This is a genomic window from Streptomyces sp. NBC_01723 (assembly GCF_036246005.1).
Lineage (GTDB): Bacteria > Actinomycetota > Actinomycetes > Streptomycetales > Streptomycetaceae > Streptomyces.
In genome coordinates this window covers 1711344-1730757 of sequence record NZ_CP109171.1, presented here as the reverse complement: position 1 = coordinate 1730757, position 19414 = coordinate 1711344, and the positions used below count along the sequence as shown (strand labels likewise).

Sequence of the window (19414 nt, the reverse complement as noted above, 5' to 3'; positions counted from 1 at the left end):
GTGCAATGAGCCGGAGCGTCAGGACGAGGCCCGCGGGCAGTGGGCGGCACCTGAGCGAGGCGTACGACACGGCGCTGCTCGACCTGGACGGCGTGGTGTACGCCGGGGGGAACGCCATCGCGCACGCCGTCGACTCGCTCGCCGTGGCCCGCGACGGCGGCATGCACCTGGCCTACGTGACGAACAACGCCCTGCGGACGCCGGACGCGGTGGCCGAGCACCTGACCGAGCTGGGGATCGCGACGGACGCCGCCGATGTCATCACGTCCGCCCAGGCGGTGGCCCGGCTGATCGCCGACCAGATGCCGTCGGGGTCGCGGGTGCTGGTCGTCGGGGGCGAGGGACTGCGCGTGGCGCTGCGTGAACGCGGCCTCGAGCCCGTGGAGTCCGCCGAGGACGACCCGGCGGCCGTGGTGCAGGGGTACGGCGGGCCCGAGCTGCCGTGGGGGCGGTTCGCCGAGGCGTGCTACGCCGTCGCGCGGGGCCTGCCCTGGTACGCCTCCAACACGGACCTCACCATCCCGGGCGCCCGGGGAATCGCCCCGGGCAACGGCGCGGCGGTGGAGGTGGTGCGGATCGCGACCGGCGCCGAACCGCAGGTCGCGGGGAAGCCGTTGCCTCCCATGCACCGGGAGACGATCCTGCGCACCGGCGCGCGGCGGCCGTTGGTGGTCGGGGACCGCCTGGACACGGACATCGAGGGCGCGTTCAACGGCGAGGTCGACTCACTGCTCGTCCTGACCGGCGTGACCGACGGCGCCCAGTTGCTGTCCGCACCGCCGCGGCACCGGCCGACGTACGTCGACGCGGATCTGCGCGGACTGCTCACCGGGCAGCCGGAGGTCACCGGTGACGCGGACGACGGATTCCGCTGCGGCGGCTGGACGGCGACGGCGGGCGAGGACCGGCTGGAACTGGAGGGCGACGGCGAGGCGCTGGACGGTTTGCGTGCCTTGTGCGCGGCGGCCTGGACGGCCGGCGGGGAGGAAGGGTGCGGCCTGGACTCGGGGAAGGCGCTGGCGCGGCTGGGGTTGTGAGCCACCGGGACCGGGCGGCGCCCTCGCGCCACGGAATCGTGATCGCTTGGCAGGGTAGGCTAGCCTAACCAACGTGTTGGTCGAGAGTCCCCCCGAACAGCGCGCGGAGACCGCCACCGCGCCGCCCGCCAAGCGCCGCGTCCTGCGAGCCGCAGGGCTGCCCGTCTCCGTGGCCGTACTCGTGTCCATCGCGTTGGCGAGCATCGCGATCGGTGCGAAGGACCTGTCCCTGGCGCAGGTCTGGCATGGTCTGTTCCACGACTCGGGCACCTACGGCGACGTCGTGGTCGGCGAACGGCAGTCGCGGACCGTCCTCGGTCTGCTGGCCGGCGCCGCGCTCGGACTCGCGGGCGCGGTGCTCCAGGCGCTCACCCGCAATCCACTGGCCGACCCCGGACTGCTCGGCATCAACGCCGGAGCCTCGGCCGCGGTCGTCACGGCCATCACCTTCCTCGGCGTCACCTCGCTGACCGGATATGTCTGGTTCGCCTTCGCCGGTGCCGCCGGGGTCGGTGCGCTGGTCTGGTTCCTGGGCGGCAGCCGGGGGGCCACGCCGGTGCGGCTGGTCCTGGCCGGCACCGCGATCAGCGCCGCGCTGTTCGGTTACCTCCAGGCCGTGATGATCATGGACGACGCGGCGCTGGGCAGGATGCGCTTCTGGACGGTGGGTTCGCTCGCCTCGGCGACCGACGACACCATCATGGAAGTGCTGCCGTTCTTCGGTGTGGGCACGTTCCTCGCGCTCGCGCTCGCCCGGCCGCTCAACGCCATGGAGATGGGCGACGACACCGCCAAGGCCCTCGGCGCCAATCTGAACCGCACCCGGGCGCTGGCCATGCTCGCCGCGACCGTGCTGTGCGGGGCGGCGACCGCGGCCTGCGGGCCGATCGTGTTCGTCGGCCTGATGGTCCCGCACATCGTCCGCTCCTTCACCGGGCCCGACCTGCGCTGGATCCTGCCGTACGCCGCGATCCTGTCGCCCGTGCTGCTGCTGGGCGCGGACGTCCTCGGCCGGATCGTCGCACGGCCCGCGGAGCTACAGGTCGGCATCGTCACCGCCGTCCTCGGTGGGCCTGTCTTCATCTATCTCGTACGACGGCGGAGGACGGCCCAGCTGTGAGGACCGCGAAGAGCGTGAGGACTGTGAAGACCGCCAAGACCCTGAAGAGCAACCGGTCCCTCCGTGGCCCCGGTGGCCTGTCGCTCCGCCTCGACGTGCGGGCCGTGGTCGTCGTCGCCCTGCTGCTGGTCGTCGCGCTGGCCGCGAGCGTGGTTCTGATCGGCACCGGCGACTTCGAGATACCGGCCGCCGACGTGCTGCGGACCCTGGTCGGCGAGGGCAACGCCGGCCAGGAGTTCATCGTCAACGAACTGCGGCTGCCGCGGGTCCTGGTCGGACTGCTGGTCGGCGCCGCGCTCGGCGTCGGCGGCGCGCTGTTCCAGGCCATCTCCCGCAACCCGCTCGGCAGTCCGGACGTACTCGGCCTCGGACAGGGCGCGACGGCCGGCGCGCTCATCATGATCGTCCTGTTCTCCGGCAGCTCCGCCCAGGTCACCTTCGGCGCGCTCGCCGGCGGCCTGGTGACCGGTACCGCCATCTATCTGCTCGCCTGGAAGCGGGGCGTGCACGGGTACCGGCTGGTCCTGGTGGGCATCGGCGTGTCCGCGATCGTCACGGCGGTCAACGGCTACCTCCTCACCCGGGCCGACATCGTCGACGCCTCCCGCGCCGTCGTCTGGATGACCGGCTCCCTCAACGGCCGCGACTGGGACCAGGTCTGGCCGCTGCTCGCGCTGTGTGCCGTGCTCGTGCCGCTCGTGCTCGGCAAGGGACGGGCGCTGCGGATGATGGAGATGGGCGACGACGTCTCGTACGCCCTCGGGGTGCGCGTCGAGCGGGTGCGCGCGCTGCTGATGGTGGCGGCCGTGCTGCTGACCGCCGCCGCCACGGCCGCCGCCGGCCCGGTCAGCTTCGTGGCGCTCACCGCGCCGCAGCTGGCCCGGCGGCTGACCCGTTCGCCGGGTCCCAACCTGCTGCCCTCCCTGTGCATGGGCGCCGCGCTGCTGGTGAGCGCCGACTGGATCTCGCAGCGTGCCTTCGGCGCGGACCAGCTGCCCGTGGGCGTGGTCACCGGTGTACTCGGCGGCGTCTATCTGCTGTGGCTGCTGGTCACCGAGCGCAAGGCGGGCCGGATATGAGCGCCGGCACGGGTGCTCGCAGCGGGCCGAACGACCAAGGGAGCAACGTGAACCGCCTGACCGCCGAGAACGTCACCCTCGCCTACGACCAGCGGGTCATCGCGGAGAAGCTGTCGGTGGAGATACCCGACAACTCCTTCACGGTGATCGTCGGCCCGAACGCGTGCGGCAAGTCGACCCTGCTGCGGGCCCTGTCGCGGATGCTCAAGCCCACCCAGGGCCGGGTGCTCCTCGACGGGTCGGTCATCCAGTCGATGCCCGCCAAGCAGGTCGCGCGGACCCTCGGCCTGCTGCCCCAGTCCTCCATCGCGCCCGACGGGATCACCGTCGGCGACCTCGTCGGCCGCGGCCGCTACCCGCACCAGGGTCTGCTGCGGCAGTGGTCGACCGAGGACGAGCGGGTCGTCCAGGAGTCCATGGCGCAGACCGGCGTCTCCGAACTCGCCGAGCGCTACGTCGACGAACTCTCCGGCGGTCAGCGCCAGCGGGTGTGGATCGCCATGGCGCTCGCCCAGCAGACCCCGCTGCTGCTCCTCGACGAGCCGACGACATACCTGGACATCCAGCACCAGATCGACGTCCTCGACCTGTGCGCCGAACTCCACGAGGAGCAGGGCCGCACGCTCGTGGCGGTCCTGCACGACCTCAACCACGCCGCCCGGTACGCCACCCACCTCATCGCGCTGCGCGAGGGGGAGATCATCGCCGAGGGCGCGCCGGGGGACATCGTCACGGCCGACCTCGTCGAGCGGGTCTTCGGGCTGCGCTGCCAGGTCATCGACGACCCGGAGACGGGGACGCCGCTGGTGGTGCCGGCCGCGCGCAGGGCTCGGGGCGCGGGCGGTACCCAGCCCGGCAAGCCGGTCCAGAAGGTGGCGGCTACAGGAGCTTCCTGAGCCGGAACAGGTCGCGCAGGCCCGCCTCCAGCCGCACCCGTCCCGAGCCCCAGGCCTTCGCGAAGTTCAGCTCGCCGGCGACCAGCCCCACCAGGTCGTCGCCGGTCATCGCCAGCCTGATCTCGGCCTTCTCGCGCGGGGGCCCCGCCAGGGTCTCGCGCACGTCGATCCCGCCGTCCGCCATGCGTCCGGCGAAGGTGACGTCCAGGTCGGTGATGTGGCAGCTCACCGAGCGGTCCAGCGCGGCGGCCGACCGCACGTCCCCTTCGGCGCCCCGCATGTCGTTCGAGAGCTTGTCGAGTGCGGCGCGGCACTCCTCAGTCGTCGCCATCGGGACGAACCGTACCCCAGCGGTACGCGGTAGCGTCGGGGCATGAGCGACGCAGTACCGGAGCCGGCGGTCCAGGAGAACGGGGCAGGGCCGGAGCCCCAGGAGGCGGAGTCCGGGTACGAGCCCGCGGCCCCCGCCCCGCTGGGCGTCCCCCGCACCCCGACCGGCAACGCCGAGGTCGACGCCCGGCTGGCGCGGCTGGCCGACGCCGACCACCTGGCCACGGACGGACATGTCGAGGTGTACGAGGATGTACACCGGGGGCTGCGCGACGCGCTCACCGCGCTCGACGCCCGCCCGGGACCCCAGGGACCCCCGGCGCCCCCGTCGCCGCCATCACCGTACGACCGCAGGAGCTGAACCGAACGTGGCAGGAGTCGCACGCCGCCGTCTCGACGCGGAGCTGGTCCGCCGCAGGCTGGCGCGCTCGCGCGAGCACGCCAGCCAGCTGATCGCCGCCGGGCGGGTCTCCGTCGGCAAGACCGTCGCGACCAAGCCCGCCACGCAGGTGGAGACGGCCGCCGCGATCGTGGTCAGCGACGACGACGGCGATCCCGACTACGTCTCGCGCGGCGGCCACAAGCTCGCCGGCGCCCTCGCGGCGTTCGGGCCGCGGGGCCTCGTCGTCGAGGGCCGCCGGGCGCTGGACGCCGGCGCCTCCACCGGCGGCTTCACCGACGTACTGCTGCGGGCGGGCGCCGCGCACGTCGTCGCCGTGGACGTGGGATACGGACAACTCGCCTGGAGCCTCCGGCAGGATGAACGCGTCACCGTCAAGGACCGTACGAACGTACGCGAGTTGACGCTGGAAGCGATCGATGGGGAGCCCGTGGATCTTGTCGTGGGGGATCTGTCCTTCATCCCGCTCGGACTGGTGCTGCCCGCCCTGGCGCGGTGCACCCGGCCGGACGCCGACCTGGTGATGATGGTGAAGCCGCAGTTCGAGGTGGGCAAGGAGCGGCTGGGCAGCGGGGGAGTGGTACGCAGTGCGCAGCTGCGGGCCGAGGCCGTGCGGGGAGTCGCCCACAAGGCCTGGGAACTGGGGCTCGGTGTGAAGGGGGTCACCGCCAGTCCGCTGCCGGGTCCCTCCGGGAACGTCGAGTACTTTCTGTGGCTGCGGGCCGGGGCCGGCGCACTGGACCCGGCCGACGTTGACCGTGCAGTGGCGGAGGGGCCGCGTTGACACAGAACCGAGCTCGTACTGTTTTCCTGCTCGCCCACACCGGGCGTCCCGCCGCCATCCGCAGTGCGGAGCTGGTGGTCAAGGGGCTGCTGCGGGCCGGGATCGGCGTCCGGGTCCTGGAGGCCGAGGCGCGTGACCTCCCCCTGCCGGGTGAGGTCGAGCTGGTCGGCGAGGCCACCCCGCAGTGCCTCGACGGGTGCGAACTGCTGATCGTCCTCGGCGGCGACGGCACGCTGCTGCGCGGCGCCGAGTTCGCCCGCGCCTCCGGCGTGCCGATGCTCGGGGTCAACCTCGGGCGGGTCGGCTTCCTCGCCGAGGCCGAGCGGGACGACCTCGACAAGGTCGTCGACCGGGTGGTGAGCCGGGCCTACGAGGTCGAGGAGCGGATGACCGTCGACGTCGTCGTGCACCGCAACGGCGACATCGTGCACACCGACTGGGCGCTGAACGAGGCGGCCGTGCAGAAGGCCGGCGCCGAGAAGCTGCTGGAAGTCGTGCTGGAGATCGACGGGCGGCCGGTGACCGGGTTCGGCTGCGACGGCATCGTGCTGTCGACGCCGACCGGGTCGACGGCGTACGCCTTCTCCGCCGGCGGGCCGGTGGTGTGGCCCGAGGTGGAGGCGCTGCTGATGGTGCCGATCAGTGCGCACGCGCTGTTCGCGAAGCCGCTGGTGACCTCGCCGGACTCCGTGCTCGCGGTGGAGGTGCTGCCGCACATCCCGCCGGGGGTGTTGTGGTGTGACGGGCGGCGGACGGTGGAGTTGCCGCCGGGGGCGCGGGTGGAGGTTCGGCGGGGGGCGGTGCCGGTGCGGTTGGCTCGGTTGCACCATGCGTCGTTCACGGATCGGCTGGTGGCGAAGTTCGCGTTGCCTGTGTCCGGGTGGCGCGGGGCGCCGCACTAGGGACTCGATGGGGTGGATCTGTCGCGCCCCGGCCGCGGGTCGTCCGTGGCTGGTCGCGCAGTTCCCCGCGCCCCTGCACGGCATACCCTGCCCGGCGTCACATGAGCGGCCTATGTGCGCTCCCCGCCCTCGACCTCGTAAGGTCGTGTCCGTGCTTGAGGAGATGCGGATACGGTCGCTCGGAGTCATCGACGACGCCGTGGTCGAGTTGTCGCCCGGGTTCACCGCTGTCACCGGTGAGACGGGTGCCGGTAAGACCATGGTGGTCACCAGCCTCGGGCTGCTGCTGGGCGGACGCGCGGACGCCGCGCTGGTGCGGATCGGGGCGAAGAACGCGGTCGTCGAGGGACGGATCGCCGTGCCCGGGGGTGCCGCTGCCGCCGTCCGGGCCGAGGAGGCCGGGGCCGAGCTGGACGACGGGGCGCTGCTGATCAGCCGTACCGTCTCCGCCGAGGGGCGCTCGCGGGCGCATCTGGGCGGGCGGTCCGTGCCCGTGGGGATGCTCGCCGAGCTGGCCGACGAACTGGTGGCCGTGCACGGGCAGACCGACCAGCAGGGGCTGCTCAAACTGTCCCGGCAACGGCAGGCGCTCGACCGGTACGCGGGCGACGCGGTCGCCGGGCCCCTCGACAAGTACGCCGGGGCCTACCGGCGGCTGCGGGCCGTCGCCACCGAACTGGACGAGATCACCACCCGCGCGCGTGAGCGCGCCCAGGAGGCCGACCTGCTGCGCTACGGCCTCGACGAGGTCGCCGCCGTCGAACCGCGCGCCGGTGAGGACGTCGAGCTGGCGGAGGAGGCCGAGCGGCTGGGACACGCCGAGGCGCTCGCGTCGGCCGCCACAGCCGCCCACGCCGCCCTGGCCGGCAACCCCGAGGACCCCGAGGGCGTCGACGCGGCGACCCTCGTCGCGGGCGCGCAGCGGGCCCTGGACGCCGTACGGTCGCACGACCCGGCGCTGGCCGCGCTCGCCGAGCGGATCGGCGAGGTCGGCATCCTGCTGCGGGACGTGGCCGGGGAACTGGCGGGGTACGCGGACGACCTGGACGCCGATCCGCTGCGGCTGGCCGCGGTCGAGGAGCGGCGGGCCGCGCTCACCGCGCTGACCCGGAAGTACGGCGAGGACGTCGCGTCCGTGCTCGCCTGGTCCGAGCAGAGTGCCGCGCGGCTGACCGAGCTGGACGGCGACGACGAGCGGATCGGTGAACTGACCGCCGAACGGGACGCGCTGCGGTCGGAACTGGGCGGTCTGGCGCAGGCGCTCTCGGACGCGCGGACGGAGGCCGCCGAGCGGTTCGCCGCCGCGGTCACCGCCGAGCTGGCCTCGCTCGCCATGCCCCACGCGCGCGTGTCGTTCGAGATCCGGCAGACCGATGACCCGGAGGGCGTAGAGGTCGGCGGACGCCCGGTCGCGTACGGGCCGTCGGGTGCCGACGAGGTCGAGCTGCTGCTCGCCCCGCACCCGGGGGCGCCGCCGCGGCCGATCGCCAAGGGCGCGTCCGGGGGTGAGCTGTCGCGCGTGATGCTGGCCGTGGAGGTCGTGTTCGCGGGCACGGACCCGGTGCCGACCTACCTCTTCGACGAGGTCGACGCCGGTGTCGGTGGCAAGGCGGCGGTGGAGATCGGCCGTCGGCTCGCGCGGCTGGCGAAGAGCGCGCAGGTCGTGGTCGTCACCCATCTGCCGCAGGTGGCCGCGTTCGCCGACCGGCAGCTGCTGGTGGAGAAGACGAACGACGGGTCCGTGACCCGCTCCGGCGTGAAGGTCCTGGAGGGCGAGGAGCGGATCCGTGAACTGTCCCGGATGCTGGCCGGCCAGGAGGACTCGGAGACGGCACGGGCACACGCGGAGGAGCTGCTCGAAACGGCTCGCGCGGACGCGTAGAGGCAGGGTTCCGGACGCCCGTAGGGTGTCCGGATGATCAACCGCAGTGGCCGCACCGCCTCCTTTGCCCTCGCCGCCGGTCTCGCCCGGACCGGCGTGACCGCACTGCGCGCCGTGGCGCCGGGCGGCCGGGAACGCTGGGAGCGCGTGAACCACGCGGGTCGGACGGTGGATCTGTACGCCGGGCCCGCCTGCGCCCTGGCGGCGGCGGCCGGCACGGCGAGGGTGCGGCCCGCCGCCGGGCTCGCCGTGCTCGCGGCGGGTGCCTGCGGGGCCTACGACGACGTGGCGGGCGCGGGCGACGCCCGGCGCGGCTTCCGGGCGCATCTGACGGCGTTGCGGGACGGCGAGGTCACCGGCGGGGCGGTCAAGCTGTTCGGCGTCTCCGGGGCCGCGCTCGCCGCGGGGGCGGTGCTGAGGGAACGGCCCCTGGACCGGCTGCTGGCCGGTGTCGTCATCGCCGGGGCCGCGCACTTCGTCAACCTCCTGGACGTACGCCCGGGGCGGGCCGGTGCGGCGGTCCTCGCGCTCGGGGCGCCGGGACTGCTGCGCGCCGGCCCCGGGGCACAGACGGCGGCCGTCGCGATGGGAGCGGCGGCGGCCGTGCTGCCCGACGACGTCGCCGAGCGCACCATGCTCGGGGACACGGGAGCACACGCGCTGGGCGCGGCCCTCGGGGTCGCGGTGGTGGCCGCGGGCGGGCGGGCCATGGTCGCCGCGCACGCGGTCGCGCTCGTGGCCGCGGCGGTCGGCGGTGAGTTGGCGGCCGGCCCGCCTCGTTCACTCGTGTGAGTGAACCGATGCCGTTCCGTTGCCCCGGTGGTCGACCGCCCGGGGCGGCCGTCGTTCCCGGAACGCCCGTACGGCCTGGCATCCTTGACGGAGTGACGCGCGGCACGACGCGTGGCGCACACCCTCCGCACCATCGTTCTGTACGTTCTTCGTGTCCCACCCCCGCCGAACCAGGAGCCCCGGCCAGGTGACCCCGTGAGCAGCCACTCACCGCACGGCCAGTCGCCGCTGCGCACCGTGCAGGTGCTGGGCGGCGGCAACGCCGGCAGCAGCGCGCACGTGCGTTCACTGGCCGCGGGGCTCGTCGCCAGGGGCGTGAAAGTCACGGTGTGCGCCCCCTCCGATGCGGAGTGCACCTACGACTTCACGGGCACCGGGGCCGAGCACGTGCACGTGCCGCGCAGCAGCGACCCCGTCTCGGTGGCCGCGCTGCGGGCGGTGTGCGCGGACGCCGACCTGGTGCACGCGCACGGACTGCACGCCTCCTTCCGCGCGGTGCTGGCCCTCGGCGGGCGACGGGTGCGTACCCCGCTCGTCGTCACCTGGCACGACCGCGCGTACGCCGAGGGCGCGCGCGCCCACCTGCTGCGGGCGCTGGAACGGCGGGTGATGAAGGCGGCCACCGTCGTCCTCGGCACCACCTCGGGGCTGGTCGACGGGGCCCGGCGGACCGGCGCGCGCGACGCCCGGCTCGGCCCCGTGGCGCTCCCCGTCCGCCCGGGAAACCCGTCCGGACCCGAGGACCCCGACCGGCTGCGCCCGAAGCTGAGGGCCGAACTCGGCGCGGTGGAACGCCCCTTGCTGGTCGCGGTCGGTTCCCTGGAGTGGCACCGGGGGTACGACGTCCTGCTCGACGCCGCGCGGGTGTGGCGCCGCCTTGATCCCGCACCGCTGGTCGTCGTCGCGGGGGAGGGACCGCTGCGCGCGGAGCTGCAGGGGCGGATCGAGAGCGAAGGGCTGCCGGTGCTGCTCGCCGGCCGCCGCGACGACGTCCCCGACCTGCTGGCGGCCGCCGACCTCGCGCTGCTGCCGGCCCGCCGGGAGACGGGACGCTCCGTGCTCGCCCAGGAGGCGCTCCACGCGCGCGTGCCGCTCGTCGCCGCCGGGGTGGGCGGCATCCCCGAACTCGTCGGCGATGCCGCCGAACTCGTCCCGGCCGGGGACGCGCGAGGGCTCGCCGACGCCGTCGTCCGCCTGCTCGGCGACCCCGGCCGGCGGGACGGACTCCGGGCGCGGGGCGTGAGGCAGGCGGCCACCTGGCCGACCGAGGACGAGACCGTCGCCCAGGTCCTCAGCGTCTACGACGAGCTGACCCAGCCCACACCGATGCTCTAAGGCACGTGCCGGCGGGCACGCAGGGCCAGGCTCAGGGCCAGTACGGTCTGCGGGTCGTCGAGGTCCGTGCCCAGCAACTCCCCGATCCGCGCCAGCCGGTTGTAGAGCGTCTGCCGGTTGAGGTGGAGTTCGCGCGCCGTCTCCGCCTTGCGGCCGGCGTGCGCCAGGTACGTCTGGAGCGTGGGCAGCAGGGGCGGCTTCGAGCGGTCGTCGTGGTCGCGCAGCGGGCCGATCGCCCGGTCCACGAAGGCCGCGAGGTCCGGATGGTCGCGCAGCCGCCACAGCAGCAGGTCGATGTCCAGGCGCCGCGCGTCGTACCAGGGCCGGTCGGTCAGCCCCTGCGCCGCGGTCGCCGTCTCCGCCGCGTGCCGCAGGCTGGCCGACGCCGCCGCCCAGCCGCCGGCCACCCCGACGACCACGACGGGCGGCTGCGCCCCCGGCCGCTGCATCCCGGCCCGCTCCACGCCCGCCCGCAGCGCCGCCGCGACCCGGTCCGCGACCGGCGCCCGCTCCGACTCCGAACGCAGCCCCAGCAGCAGCGGCACCCGGCCCTCCACCGGCCGTACGCCCAGCAGCACCGGCACCCCGACCGACGCCAGCTCCTCGGCGACGGCGCGGGCCAGCACCGCCCAGCCGCCGCCGGCCGGGGACAGGGCGTCGCCGAGCCGCATCACCACCGGGAGCATCGGACCGTCGCCCGGCTTGAAGCCCAGGACGCGCGCCTGGGCCGGGGCGTCCTCCGCCGTGACCCGGCCCTCGGCGAGGTCGCTGAGGAAGTCGCCGCGCCCGCGCGCCGCCAGTTCCTCCTCCTGCCGCGCCTGCATCAGCACCACGGCGAGGCTGCCCGCCGCCCGCTCCGCCGCCATCCGGTGCACCGGCGCCAGCGGGGAGCGCACCGGCAGCAGCACCAGCCGCGCCCGCACCGACCCGGCGCCTGGCCCGCCGCCGGGCACGTCCACCAGGACCGAGCCGGCCGGGGGCGGCGCGTCCTTGTGCGGGCCGCGCAGCCCCTCCCACACCTGGAGGGGGTCTGCGCCCTCCGGCCCGGAACCGGCGGCGTACAGCAGACGGCCGTCGGTGGTCTCCAGGAAGACCGGGTTGTCGCCGAAGTCGGCCAGGATGCCCAGCACCTGGGGGACTCCGCCGCCGCCGAGCAGGGCCCGGGTGCACCGGCGGTGCACCTCCTCGGCCCGCTGCAGCAGCGCGTAGTGGCCGTTGACGATCTCGGTGTGGATCTCCTCGGTGACCGTCACGAACGGCACCTCGCGGTGCAGCTGGACCAGCGGCAGCCCGGCCGTCCGGGCGGTGTCGACGAGGGCCGCGGGCAGCCGGGCGAAACGCGGGCCCAGTTCGACGACGAGGGCCGCGATGCCGCGCTCGGCCAGCGTGCGGACGAACGCCCGCTGCTCGGCGGGGCGGGTGCCGAGGCCGTACCCCGTGGTCAGCAGCAGCTCGCCGCCCTTGAGGAGCGAGGCGATGTTCGGCACCTCGCCGGCGTGCACCCAGCGCACGGTGCGGTGCAGCCGGTCGGCGCCCGCGAGTGTCTCCGGCAGGCCGCTGCGCAGCCCGGGCAGCTCCAGTGCCCGCTGCACGGTGATACCGGCGCCCTGGGTGTCGAATCCGCTGTTCCTGCCGCTGTCCATGTCCCGGACGCTACCCGCCGGGGCACCCCGGGGACATCCGCGGGCCGGGGACACCCGGTTGGCGGCGGGGCGGCCGGGAAGGGCCCCGGCACGAAGACCACCGCGGTGGCCGCCGCACGCGAGGACGACGGTTCCCCCGACGGCGAACGGACGCCGACGGCGCCGGCGGGCCGAACCGGGTGGTTCGGCCCGCCGACGCCGTCGTCGGCCTCGGTGGGCCCCGTCAGCCCCGTACGCCCCGCTATCCCCCGTACGCCCCGCTCGCCGTCAGCCGCAGTGCCGTGTCGATCAGGGGCACGTGGCTGAAGGCCTGGGGGAAGTTGCCGACCTGGCGTTGCAGGCGCGGGTCCCACTCCTCGGCCAGCAGGCCGAGGTCGTTGCGCAGGGCGAGCAGCTTCTCGAAGAGCTTGCGGGCCTCGTCCACGCGGCCGATCATCGCCAGGTCGTCCGCCATCCAGAACGAGCAGGCGAGGAAGGCGCCCTCGTCGCCCGGGAGGCCGTCGACGCCCTCGTCCTTGCCGTCCGTCGGGTAGCGCAGGATGAACCCGTCCGACGTGGACAGCTCACGCTGGATGGCCTCGATGGTGCCGATGACCCGCTTGTCGTCCGGCGGCAGGAAGCCCATCTGCGGGATCAGCAGCAGCGAGGCGTCCAGTTCCTGGGAGCCGTAGGACTGCGTGAAGGTGTTGCGTTCCTTGTCGTAGCCCTTCTCGCAGACGTCCCGGTGGATGTCGTCGCGCAACTGCTTCCAGCGCTCCAGCGGGCCGTCCGCGTCGCCGGACTCGATCAGCTTGATCGTGCGGTCGACGGCGACCCAGGCCATCACCTTGGAGTGCACGAAGTGGCGGCGCGGGCCGCGCACCTCCCAGATGCCCTCGTCCGGCTCCTGCCAGTGGTCCTCCAGGTAGCGGATCAGCTTCAGCTGGAGCACCGACGCGTAGTCGTTGCGGGCCAGGCCGGTCATGTGGGCCAGGTGCAGGGCCTCGGTGACCTCGCCGTAGACGTCCAGCTGGAGCTGGTGCGCCGCGCCGTTGCCGACCCGCACGGGGGTGGAGTTCTCGTACCCCGGCAGCCAGTCCAGCTCCGCCTCGCCCAGCTCCCGCTCACCGGCGATGCCGTACATGATCTGGAGGTTCTCCGGGTCGCCCGCGACCGCGCGCAGCAGCCACTCGCGCCACGCGCGGGCCTCCTCGCGGTAGCCGGTGCGCAGCAGTGAGGACAGGGTGATCGCCGCGTCCCGCAGCCAGGTGTAGCGGTAGTCCCAGTTGCGGACGCCGCCGATCTCCTCCGGAAGGGAGGTGGTGGGCGCGGCGACGATGCCGCCGGTGGGGGCGTACGTCAGGGCCTTCAGGGTGATCAGGGAGCGGACCACGGCCTCCCGGTAGGGGCCGTGGTACGTACAGTGATCGACCCAGTCGCGCCAGAAGTCCTCGGTGGCCTCCAGGGACTGCTCGGGCTCGGGCAGCGGGGGCGGCTCCTTGTGCGAGGGCTCCCACGAGATGGTGAACGCGATCCGGTCACCCGGAGCGACGGTGAAGTCCGCGTACGTGGTGAGCGCCTTGCCGTAGGTCTCGACATCCGTGTCGAACCACACCGAGTCGGGCCCGGCGACGGCCACCGTGCGGCCCTCGTGCTTGTGCACCCAGGGGACGACCCGGCCGTAGCTGAACCGCATCCGCAGCTCCGAGCGCATCGGCACCCGGCCGGAGACGCCCTCCACGATCCGGATCAGCTGCGGCGCGCCGTCGCGCGGCGGCATGAAATCGGTCACCCGGACCGTGCCGCGCCCGGTGTCCCATTCGGACTCCAGGATCAGCGAGTCACCGCGGTAGGTCCGCCGGGCCGCGCTGGGCGGCTCCGCGCCCGGGGTGCAGGCGGGTCCGATCCGCCAGAAGCCGTGTTCCCCGGTGCCCAGCAGACCGGCGAAGATGGCATGCGAGTCGAAGCGGGGCAGGCACAGCCAGTCGACTGTGCCGTCCCGGCAGACCAGTGCGGCGGTCTGCATGTCTCCGATGAGTGCGTAGTCTTCGATGCGCCCGGCCACGTGCAACTCCAGTCGAACGGCCACGTCACCCCGCGATGGGGGCGGTCGCTAGTGCGGTCAAGGGTGGGGTCAGGGTGTATGTCATGCGTCGTTGAGCCATGAAGCAAAGCAGTCGTCCGGCCGTCAAGCCAAACGCTGAGCCGCAAACGACAATTGTCGCTCAACCAACTGACGAGCTCTCGTTGTTCCGGCGGTGACGGGCGAGGGGTGGTGCCGCGTCGCCGGGGCCGGCTCGGCAGCGAACGTCCGAGCAGGATACGACGCACGTAGATGATCTGTGTGCCGCTCCGGGCAACCCGGGTCCGCCGAACGGGTGACCACCGGGTGAGGAAAGTGTGACGCCTCCACCTGCGTGTCCGGGTGTGCGCGGAGGGTGGCCGGAAGCCGCCGCCCCGAGGCGCTGATACGCTGGTAGCCCGTGGACCGGTGGGAGAAAAACCCCGGAACCGCAGCGACGGCGCCACCGCCGACACCCCCGGACGACGGGGGCGGAGGGCGAGCGCACCGCACCCCAGACCGCGACCACGGGAGCCCCCTCTTGGCCATGCCGCCCACTGCTTTTCGAAACAGCACTGCCTCGACGACCAAGCACATCTTCGTCACCGGGGGTGTCGCCTCCTCGCTCGGCAAGGGGCTGACGGCCTCCAGCCTCGGCATGCTGCTCAAGGCCCGGGGTCTGCGCGTCGTGATGCAGAAGCTCGACCCGTACCTGAACGTCGACCCGGGCACGATGAACCCCTTCCAGCACGGTGAGGTGTTCGTCACCAACGACGGCGCCGAGACCGACCTGGACATCGGCCACTACGAGCGCTTCCTCGACCGCGACCTCGACGGCTCCGCCAACGTCACCACCGGTCAGGTCTACAACACGGTGATCGCCAAGGAGCGGCGCGGCGAGTACCTGGGCGACACGGTCCAGGTCATCCCGCACATCACCAACGAGATCAAGCACCGCATCCGCCGCATGGCGACGGACGAGGTCGACGTCGTGATCACCGAGGTCGGCGGCACGGTCGGCGACATCGAGTCGCTGCCGTTCCTGGAGACCGTCCGCCAGGTCCGGCACGAGGTCGGCCGGGACAACGTGTTCGTGGTCCACATCTCGCTCCTGCCCTACATCGGCCCTTCGGGTGAGCTGAAGACCAAGCCGACCCAGCACTCGGTCGCGGCGCTGCGCAACATCGGTATCCAGCCGGACGCGATCGTGCTGCGCTGCGACCGCGAGGTCCCGACCGCGATCAAGCGCAAGATCTCCCTCATGTGCGACGTCGACGAGGCCGCCGTGGTGGCCTGCCCCGACGCCCGCTCGATCTACGACATCCCGAAGGTCGTCCACACCGAGGGTCTGGACGCGTACGTCGTCCGCAAGCTGGACCTGCCGTTCCGCGACGTGGACTGGACGACCTGGGACGACCTGCTCGACCGCGTCCACAAGCCCGACCACGAGATCACCATGGCCCTGGTCGGCAAGTACATCGACCTGCCCGACGCCTACCTCTCGGTCACCGAGGCGCTGCGCGCCGGCGGCTTCGCCAACAAGGCCCGCGTGAAGATCAAGTGGGTCACGTCCGACGACTGCAAGACCGCGGCGGGCGCGGCGGCGCAGCTCGGCGACGTCGACGCCATCTGCATCCCGGGCGGCTTCGGCGACCGCGGTGTGCTCGGCAAGGTCGGCGCCATCCAGTACGCCCGCGAGAACCGGATCCCGCTGCTCGGCCTCTGCCTGGGCCTGCAGTGCATCGTGGTCGAGGCCGCGCGCAACCTGGCCGGCATCGCGGACGCCAACTCCACCGAGTTCGACCCGGCCACCGGTCACCCGGTCATCTCCACCATGGCCGAGCAGCTGGACATCGTGGCCGGCGAGGGCGACATGGGCGGCACCATGCGGCTCGGCATGTACCCGGCGAAGCTGGCCGAGGGCTCCATCGTGCGCGAGGTGTACGACGGCAAGGAGTACGTCGAGGAGCGGCACCGGCACCGCTACGAGGTGAACAACGCCTACCGCGCGGAGCTGGAGAAGAAGGCCGGCATCGTCTTCTCGGGCACCTCCCCGGACGGCAAGCTCGTCGAGTACGTCGAGTACCCGCGCGACGTCCATCCGTACCTGGTCGCCACGCAGGCGCACCCGGAGCTGCGCTCGCGCCCGACCCGCCCGCACCCGCTCTTCGCCGGGCTGGTCAAGGCCGCGGTCGAGCGGAAGACGTCGAAGTAGCACACCAGTTGTACGGTGGCCGGGGCACGCGCACTCAACGGCGCGGGCCCCGGCTTTCGCGTACGTCTGAAAGGGCAGGTCAGGCATGACGGGCAGTACGATCAAGGACACCCCCGAGGAGTGGGAGGTCCGGGGCACCGAGACGCCCTTCCGGGGGAAGAAGACCTCCGTCCGCACGGACGACGTGGTCATGCCCGACGGCTCCGTGGTGACCCGCGACTACCAGGTCCACCCGGGCTCCGTCGCCGTCCTCGCCCTGGACGGCGAGGGCCGGGTGCTGGTCATCCGCCAGTACCGGCACCCCGTGCGCGAGAAGCTGTGGGAGATCCCCGCCGGACTCCTCGACGTCCCCGGCGAGAACCCGCTGCACGCCGCCCAGCGCGAGCTGTACGAGGAGGCGCACGTCAAGGCCGAGGACTGGCGGGTGCTGACCGACGTCTACACCACCCCCGGCGGCTGCGACGAGGCCGTGCGGATCTTCCTCGCCCGGAGCCTCTCCGAGGCCGAGGGCGAGCGCTTCGAGGTCGAGGACGAAGAGGCCGACATGGAGCTGGCCCGGGTGCCGGTGGCGGACCTGGTGCGGGGTGTGCTCGCGGGCGATCTGCACAACAACTGCCTGGTCGTGGGCGTGCTCTCGCTGATCGCCGCGGAGCGGGGTGACGGACTCGACGCGCTCCGCCCGGCCGAGGCGCCGTGGCCGGCCCGTCCCTTCGAGGCCTGATCCGCCGGCGCCGGACCACCTGGCACCCCCCACCGGTGTGACCATCTGTTGATCCGATCGAGGGACCTGCCCGCCGCGCTCCGCCGGGAACGTCGCAGAGCGTGAACTAGGCTCTGGAAACGCCCGAACCGGGGTTCCGGCGGGCGCCGGTGCGGTGGGATCGGGAGTGTGGCCCGTGACGGATCAGGCGGTGGACACGGACGGCGAACGGCTGTCGGAAGACCCTGTCGAGGAGAGTCGGTTCCTGGGCCGCAACCGGGAGCTGAAGGAGCTGCGCGCCGACATCGAGCGCGCGGGCCTGGACACCCTCTCCGGACGCAAGGCCCCTCGCGCGCGCGTGCTGCTCATCGCCGGCCGCCCCGGCTCGGGCCGCACCGCGCTCGCCGGGGAACTGGCCGCCCAGGTCGCGGACGACTACCCCGACGGCGTGCTGCGGGCCCGGCTGAGCGAACCGGACGGCACGCGCGTGCCGGTCGCACGCATCGCCCGCGAACTCCTCACCGACCTGGACCGTCCCACCCCGCCCGGCGCCGGCGAGGACGACCTGACCGAGGCGCTGCGCACCGCCCTGGCCGACCGCCGGGTCCTGCTGCTGCTCGACGACGCCGCCGACGCCGAGCAGGTCGACGCCCTGCTGCCGGACACCCCGGACTGCCTGGCCGTGGTGGTCGCCGAGGGGCCGCTGACCGGCATCACGGACGTCCGCCCGTGCACGCTGGGCGGCCTCGACACCAAGTCGGCCATGGAACTGCTGTCCTGGTACACCGGCTCGGTCCGCATCACCGTCGACCCCCGGGCCGCCGAGCAACTGGTCGAGGTCTGCCAGGCCCAGCCCGCCGCGCTCACCCTGGCCGGCGGCTGGCTCGCGGCCCGGCCTCAGGCGGCCGTCGCCGACCTGGCGAAACACGTGCACGCGGAGGGCGACGAGGGCACCGCGCTCAGCCGCGTCTTCCGCCTCGTCTACGCCTCGCTGCCCAGCACCGCCGCCCGGATGCTCCGCCTGCTCTCCCTCGCCCCGGCCGGCCTGGTCGACCCGCACACCGCCTCCGCGCTCGCCGGGTGCTCGGTGAACGGTGCCCGCACCACCCTCGACGACTTCGTCGGCCTCGGCCTGCTGCGCGCGGTCGGCTCCACGCCGCCCGGGTACGAGGTTCCCGCCTGCCTGCACGCCCGGCTGACCCGCCTCGCCGAGACCCAGGACCGGCCGGCCGAGCTGCAGCTGGCCCGCGCCCGGATGCTGGAGCGGACGGTGCGGCTGCTCCAGTCCTGCCGGGCGGTCACCGAGACGGACAGTGCGCAGGCCCGCGAGAAGCTCGTGGGCATGCCGCGCGACCTGCGCTTCCCCACCCCGAGGGCGGCCGCCGACTGGCTGCGCGCCCGGCGCCCCGCCCTGCTGGCCTCGGCCCGCCTCGCGGTCGCCGACGGCGAGCTGGACACCCTGGCCCGCAGGTTGATGTCCCAGCTGGTCCGGGCCATGGTGGCGCACTTCGGCACCCAGGCCGCGGCCCCCGACCTGTACGGCATCCACCGTCTCGTGCTCGACGTCGCGGAGCGCCGCGAACTGCCCCGGGAGAAGGCCGCGGCCCTGCTGAACCTGGCCGACCTCGACGCCCGCACCGGCCGCACCGCCGAGGCCCTGGTGCGCTACCGGGCCGCGCTGGACGCCGGACGCGAGGCGAACGACCCGTACGCCACCGGCCGCGCGATGGAATCCGTGGGCGGCGCCCACCTGGAGCTCGGGGACTACGACCGGGCCGCCGACTGGTTCGGCCGGGCCCTGGCCCAGCGGCTGGCCCGCGACGAGCGCGCCGACGCCGCCCGGGTCTACGGCCGCATCGCCACCGCCCACACCTACGCGGGCCGCTACGGAGAGGCGGTGCGCTCCTGGCGCGCGGCCGTCGCCGGGTACCGCAAGGGCGGGGACGTGGCCGCGCAGGCGCGGGCGCTGTCGGAGCTGGCCCGGGTCCAGGAGTACGCCGGACGGCCCGAGGAGTCGCTGCGCACCTGCCAGGAGGCCGTCGAGTGGGCCCGCCGGGCCGAGGACGTCCGGCTCCAGGCCGCCCTGCACCTGCGGGTCGCCGACACCCTCGACCGGCTCGGCGACCCCGTCGCGGCGGGCCTGAAGCGGAGCATCGCCGACCGCATGTTGAGGGAAGATCCCGAAGACGCCTGCGAAATCCGTAGCGCATCGTCTGAAGATTGATGCTTTGAAAGGCTGGACAGCTGGAACGCCTTCA

Annotated in this window: 16 protein-coding genes; 13 read left to right on the top strand and 3 right to left on the bottom strand. The window is 73.6% G+C overall.

The annotated features are described in order from the left end of the window. Nucleotides 1–5: 5 nt before the first annotated feature. The 4 genes from OIE75_RS08235 (at nucleotide 6) to OIE75_RS08220 (ending at nucleotide 4132) form a co-directional block, all read left to right on the top strand. Nucleotides 6–1037 (top strand): HAD hydrolase-like protein, encoded by a 1032-nt coding sequence (locus OIE75_RS08235; RefSeq protein ID WP_329470166.1) that lies wholly within the window; start codon nucleotides 6–8, stop codon nucleotides 1035–1037. A gap of 73 nt (nucleotides 1038–1110) precedes the next feature. Next, nucleotides 1111–2157, top strand: coding sequence for a FecCD family ABC transporter permease (locus OIE75_RS08230; protein WP_307010962.1), 1047 nt, complete (start codon nucleotides 1111–1113; stop codon nucleotides 2155–2157). Nucleotides 2158–2180: 23 nt separating this feature from the next. Beyond that, on the top strand, nucleotides 2181–3236 hold the full coding sequence (locus OIE75_RS08225; RefSeq protein ID WP_443078444.1) for a FecCD family ABC transporter permease: 1056 nt from the start codon (nucleotides 2181–2183) through the stop codon (nucleotides 3234–3236). Further along, nucleotides 3233–4132 (top strand): ABC transporter ATP-binding protein, encoded by a 900-nt coding sequence (locus OIE75_RS08220; RefSeq protein ID WP_329470164.1) that lies wholly within the window; start codon nucleotides 3233–3235, stop codon nucleotides 4130–4132. Before OIE75_RS08225 ends, OIE75_RS08220 begins: the two co-directional genes overlap by 4 nt. Here the strand turns inward: OIE75_RS08220 and OIE75_RS08215 are convergent. Beyond that, nucleotides 4116–4463 (bottom strand): sterol-binding protein, encoded by a 348-nt coding sequence (locus OIE75_RS08215; RefSeq protein WP_329470163.1) that lies wholly within the window; start codon nucleotides 4461–4463, stop codon nucleotides 4116–4118. The genes OIE75_RS08220 and OIE75_RS08215 overlap by 17 nt on opposite strands. 42 nt (nucleotides 4464–4505) lie before the next feature. On the opposite strand from OIE75_RS08215, the gene OIE75_RS08210 reads away from it, so the two are divergent. The 6 genes from OIE75_RS08210 (at nucleotide 4506) to OIE75_RS08185 (ending at nucleotide 10557) form a co-directional block, all read left to right on the top strand. After that, nucleotides 4506–4823, top strand: coding sequence for a hypothetical protein (locus OIE75_RS08210; RefSeq protein ID WP_307010958.1), 318 nt, complete (start codon nucleotides 4506–4508; stop codon nucleotides 4821–4823). 7 nt (nucleotides 4824–4830) lie between these two features. Beyond that, nucleotides 4831–5646 carry a hemolysin gene (locus OIE75_RS08205; RefSeq protein ID WP_329470162.1) on the top strand — a complete coding sequence of 272 codons (816 nt, stop codon included), beginning with the start codon at nucleotides 4831–4833 and terminating at the stop codon, nucleotides 5644–5646. Next, nucleotides 5643–6548 carry an NAD kinase gene (locus OIE75_RS08200; RefSeq protein ID WP_307010954.1) on the top strand — a complete coding sequence of 302 codons (906 nt, stop codon included), beginning with the start codon at nucleotides 5643–5645 and terminating at the stop codon, nucleotides 6546–6548. The genes OIE75_RS08205 and OIE75_RS08200 overlap by 4 nt, the downstream gene beginning before the upstream one ends. A gap of 163 nt (nucleotides 6549–6711) precedes the next feature. After that, the gene (gene recN / locus OIE75_RS08195; protein WP_307017811.1) at nucleotides 6712–8430 is read left to right on the top strand and encodes a DNA repair protein RecN; all 1719 of its coding nucleotides are present in this window, start codon (nucleotides 6712–6714) and stop codon (nucleotides 8428–8430) included. A 33-nt stretch (nucleotides 8431–8463) separates the two neighbouring features. Continuing rightward, nucleotides 8464–9222 (top strand): hypothetical protein, encoded by a 759-nt coding sequence (locus OIE75_RS08190; RefSeq protein WP_329470161.1) that lies wholly within the window; start codon nucleotides 8464–8466, stop codon nucleotides 9220–9222. A gap of 195 nt (nucleotides 9223–9417) precedes the next feature. Continuing rightward, nucleotides 9418–10557 (top strand): glycosyltransferase family 4 protein, encoded by a 1140-nt coding sequence (locus tag OIE75_RS08185; protein ID WP_329470160.1) that lies wholly within the window; start codon nucleotides 9418–9420, stop codon nucleotides 10555–10557. Here the strand turns inward: OIE75_RS08185 and OIE75_RS08180 are convergent. Further along, nucleotides 10554–12200 (bottom strand): PucR family transcriptional regulator, encoded by a 1647-nt coding sequence (locus tag OIE75_RS08180; protein WP_329470158.1) that lies wholly within the window; start codon nucleotides 12198–12200, stop codon nucleotides 10554–10556. The two genes, OIE75_RS08185 and OIE75_RS08180, sit on opposite strands and share 4 nt — an antisense overlap. Before the next feature lie 241 nt (nucleotides 12201–12441). Further along, on the bottom strand, nucleotides 12442–14244 hold the full coding sequence (locus OIE75_RS08175; RefSeq protein WP_307017810.1) for a glycoside hydrolase family 15 protein: 1803 nt from the start codon (nucleotides 14242–14244) through the stop codon (nucleotides 12442–12444). A gap of 544 nt (nucleotides 14245–14788) precedes the next feature. Here OIE75_RS08175 and OIE75_RS08170 point away from each other — a divergent pair. The 3 genes from OIE75_RS08170 to OIE75_RS08160 all read left to right on the top strand — a co-directional run bounded on the left by OIE75_RS08170 (nucleotide 14789) and on the right by OIE75_RS08160 (nucleotide 19380). After that, nucleotides 14789–16456, top strand: a complete 1668-nt coding sequence (locus tag OIE75_RS08170; protein ID WP_307010949.1) for a CTP synthase — start codon at nucleotides 14789–14791, stop codon at nucleotides 16454–16456. Between the two features lie 85 nt (nucleotides 16457–16541). Further along, on the top strand, nucleotides 16542–17177 hold the full coding sequence (locus OIE75_RS08165; protein ID WP_307010948.1) for an NUDIX domain-containing protein: 636 nt from the start codon (nucleotides 16542–16544) through the stop codon (nucleotides 17175–17177). 175 nt (nucleotides 17178–17352) lie between these two features. Beyond that, nucleotides 17353–19380: a tetratricopeptide repeat protein gene (locus OIE75_RS08160; RefSeq protein WP_329470156.1), complete on the top strand. Its 2028-nt coding sequence runs from the start codon at nucleotides 17353–17355 to the stop codon at nucleotides 19378–19380. Nucleotides 19381–19414 lie beyond the last annotated feature (34 nt).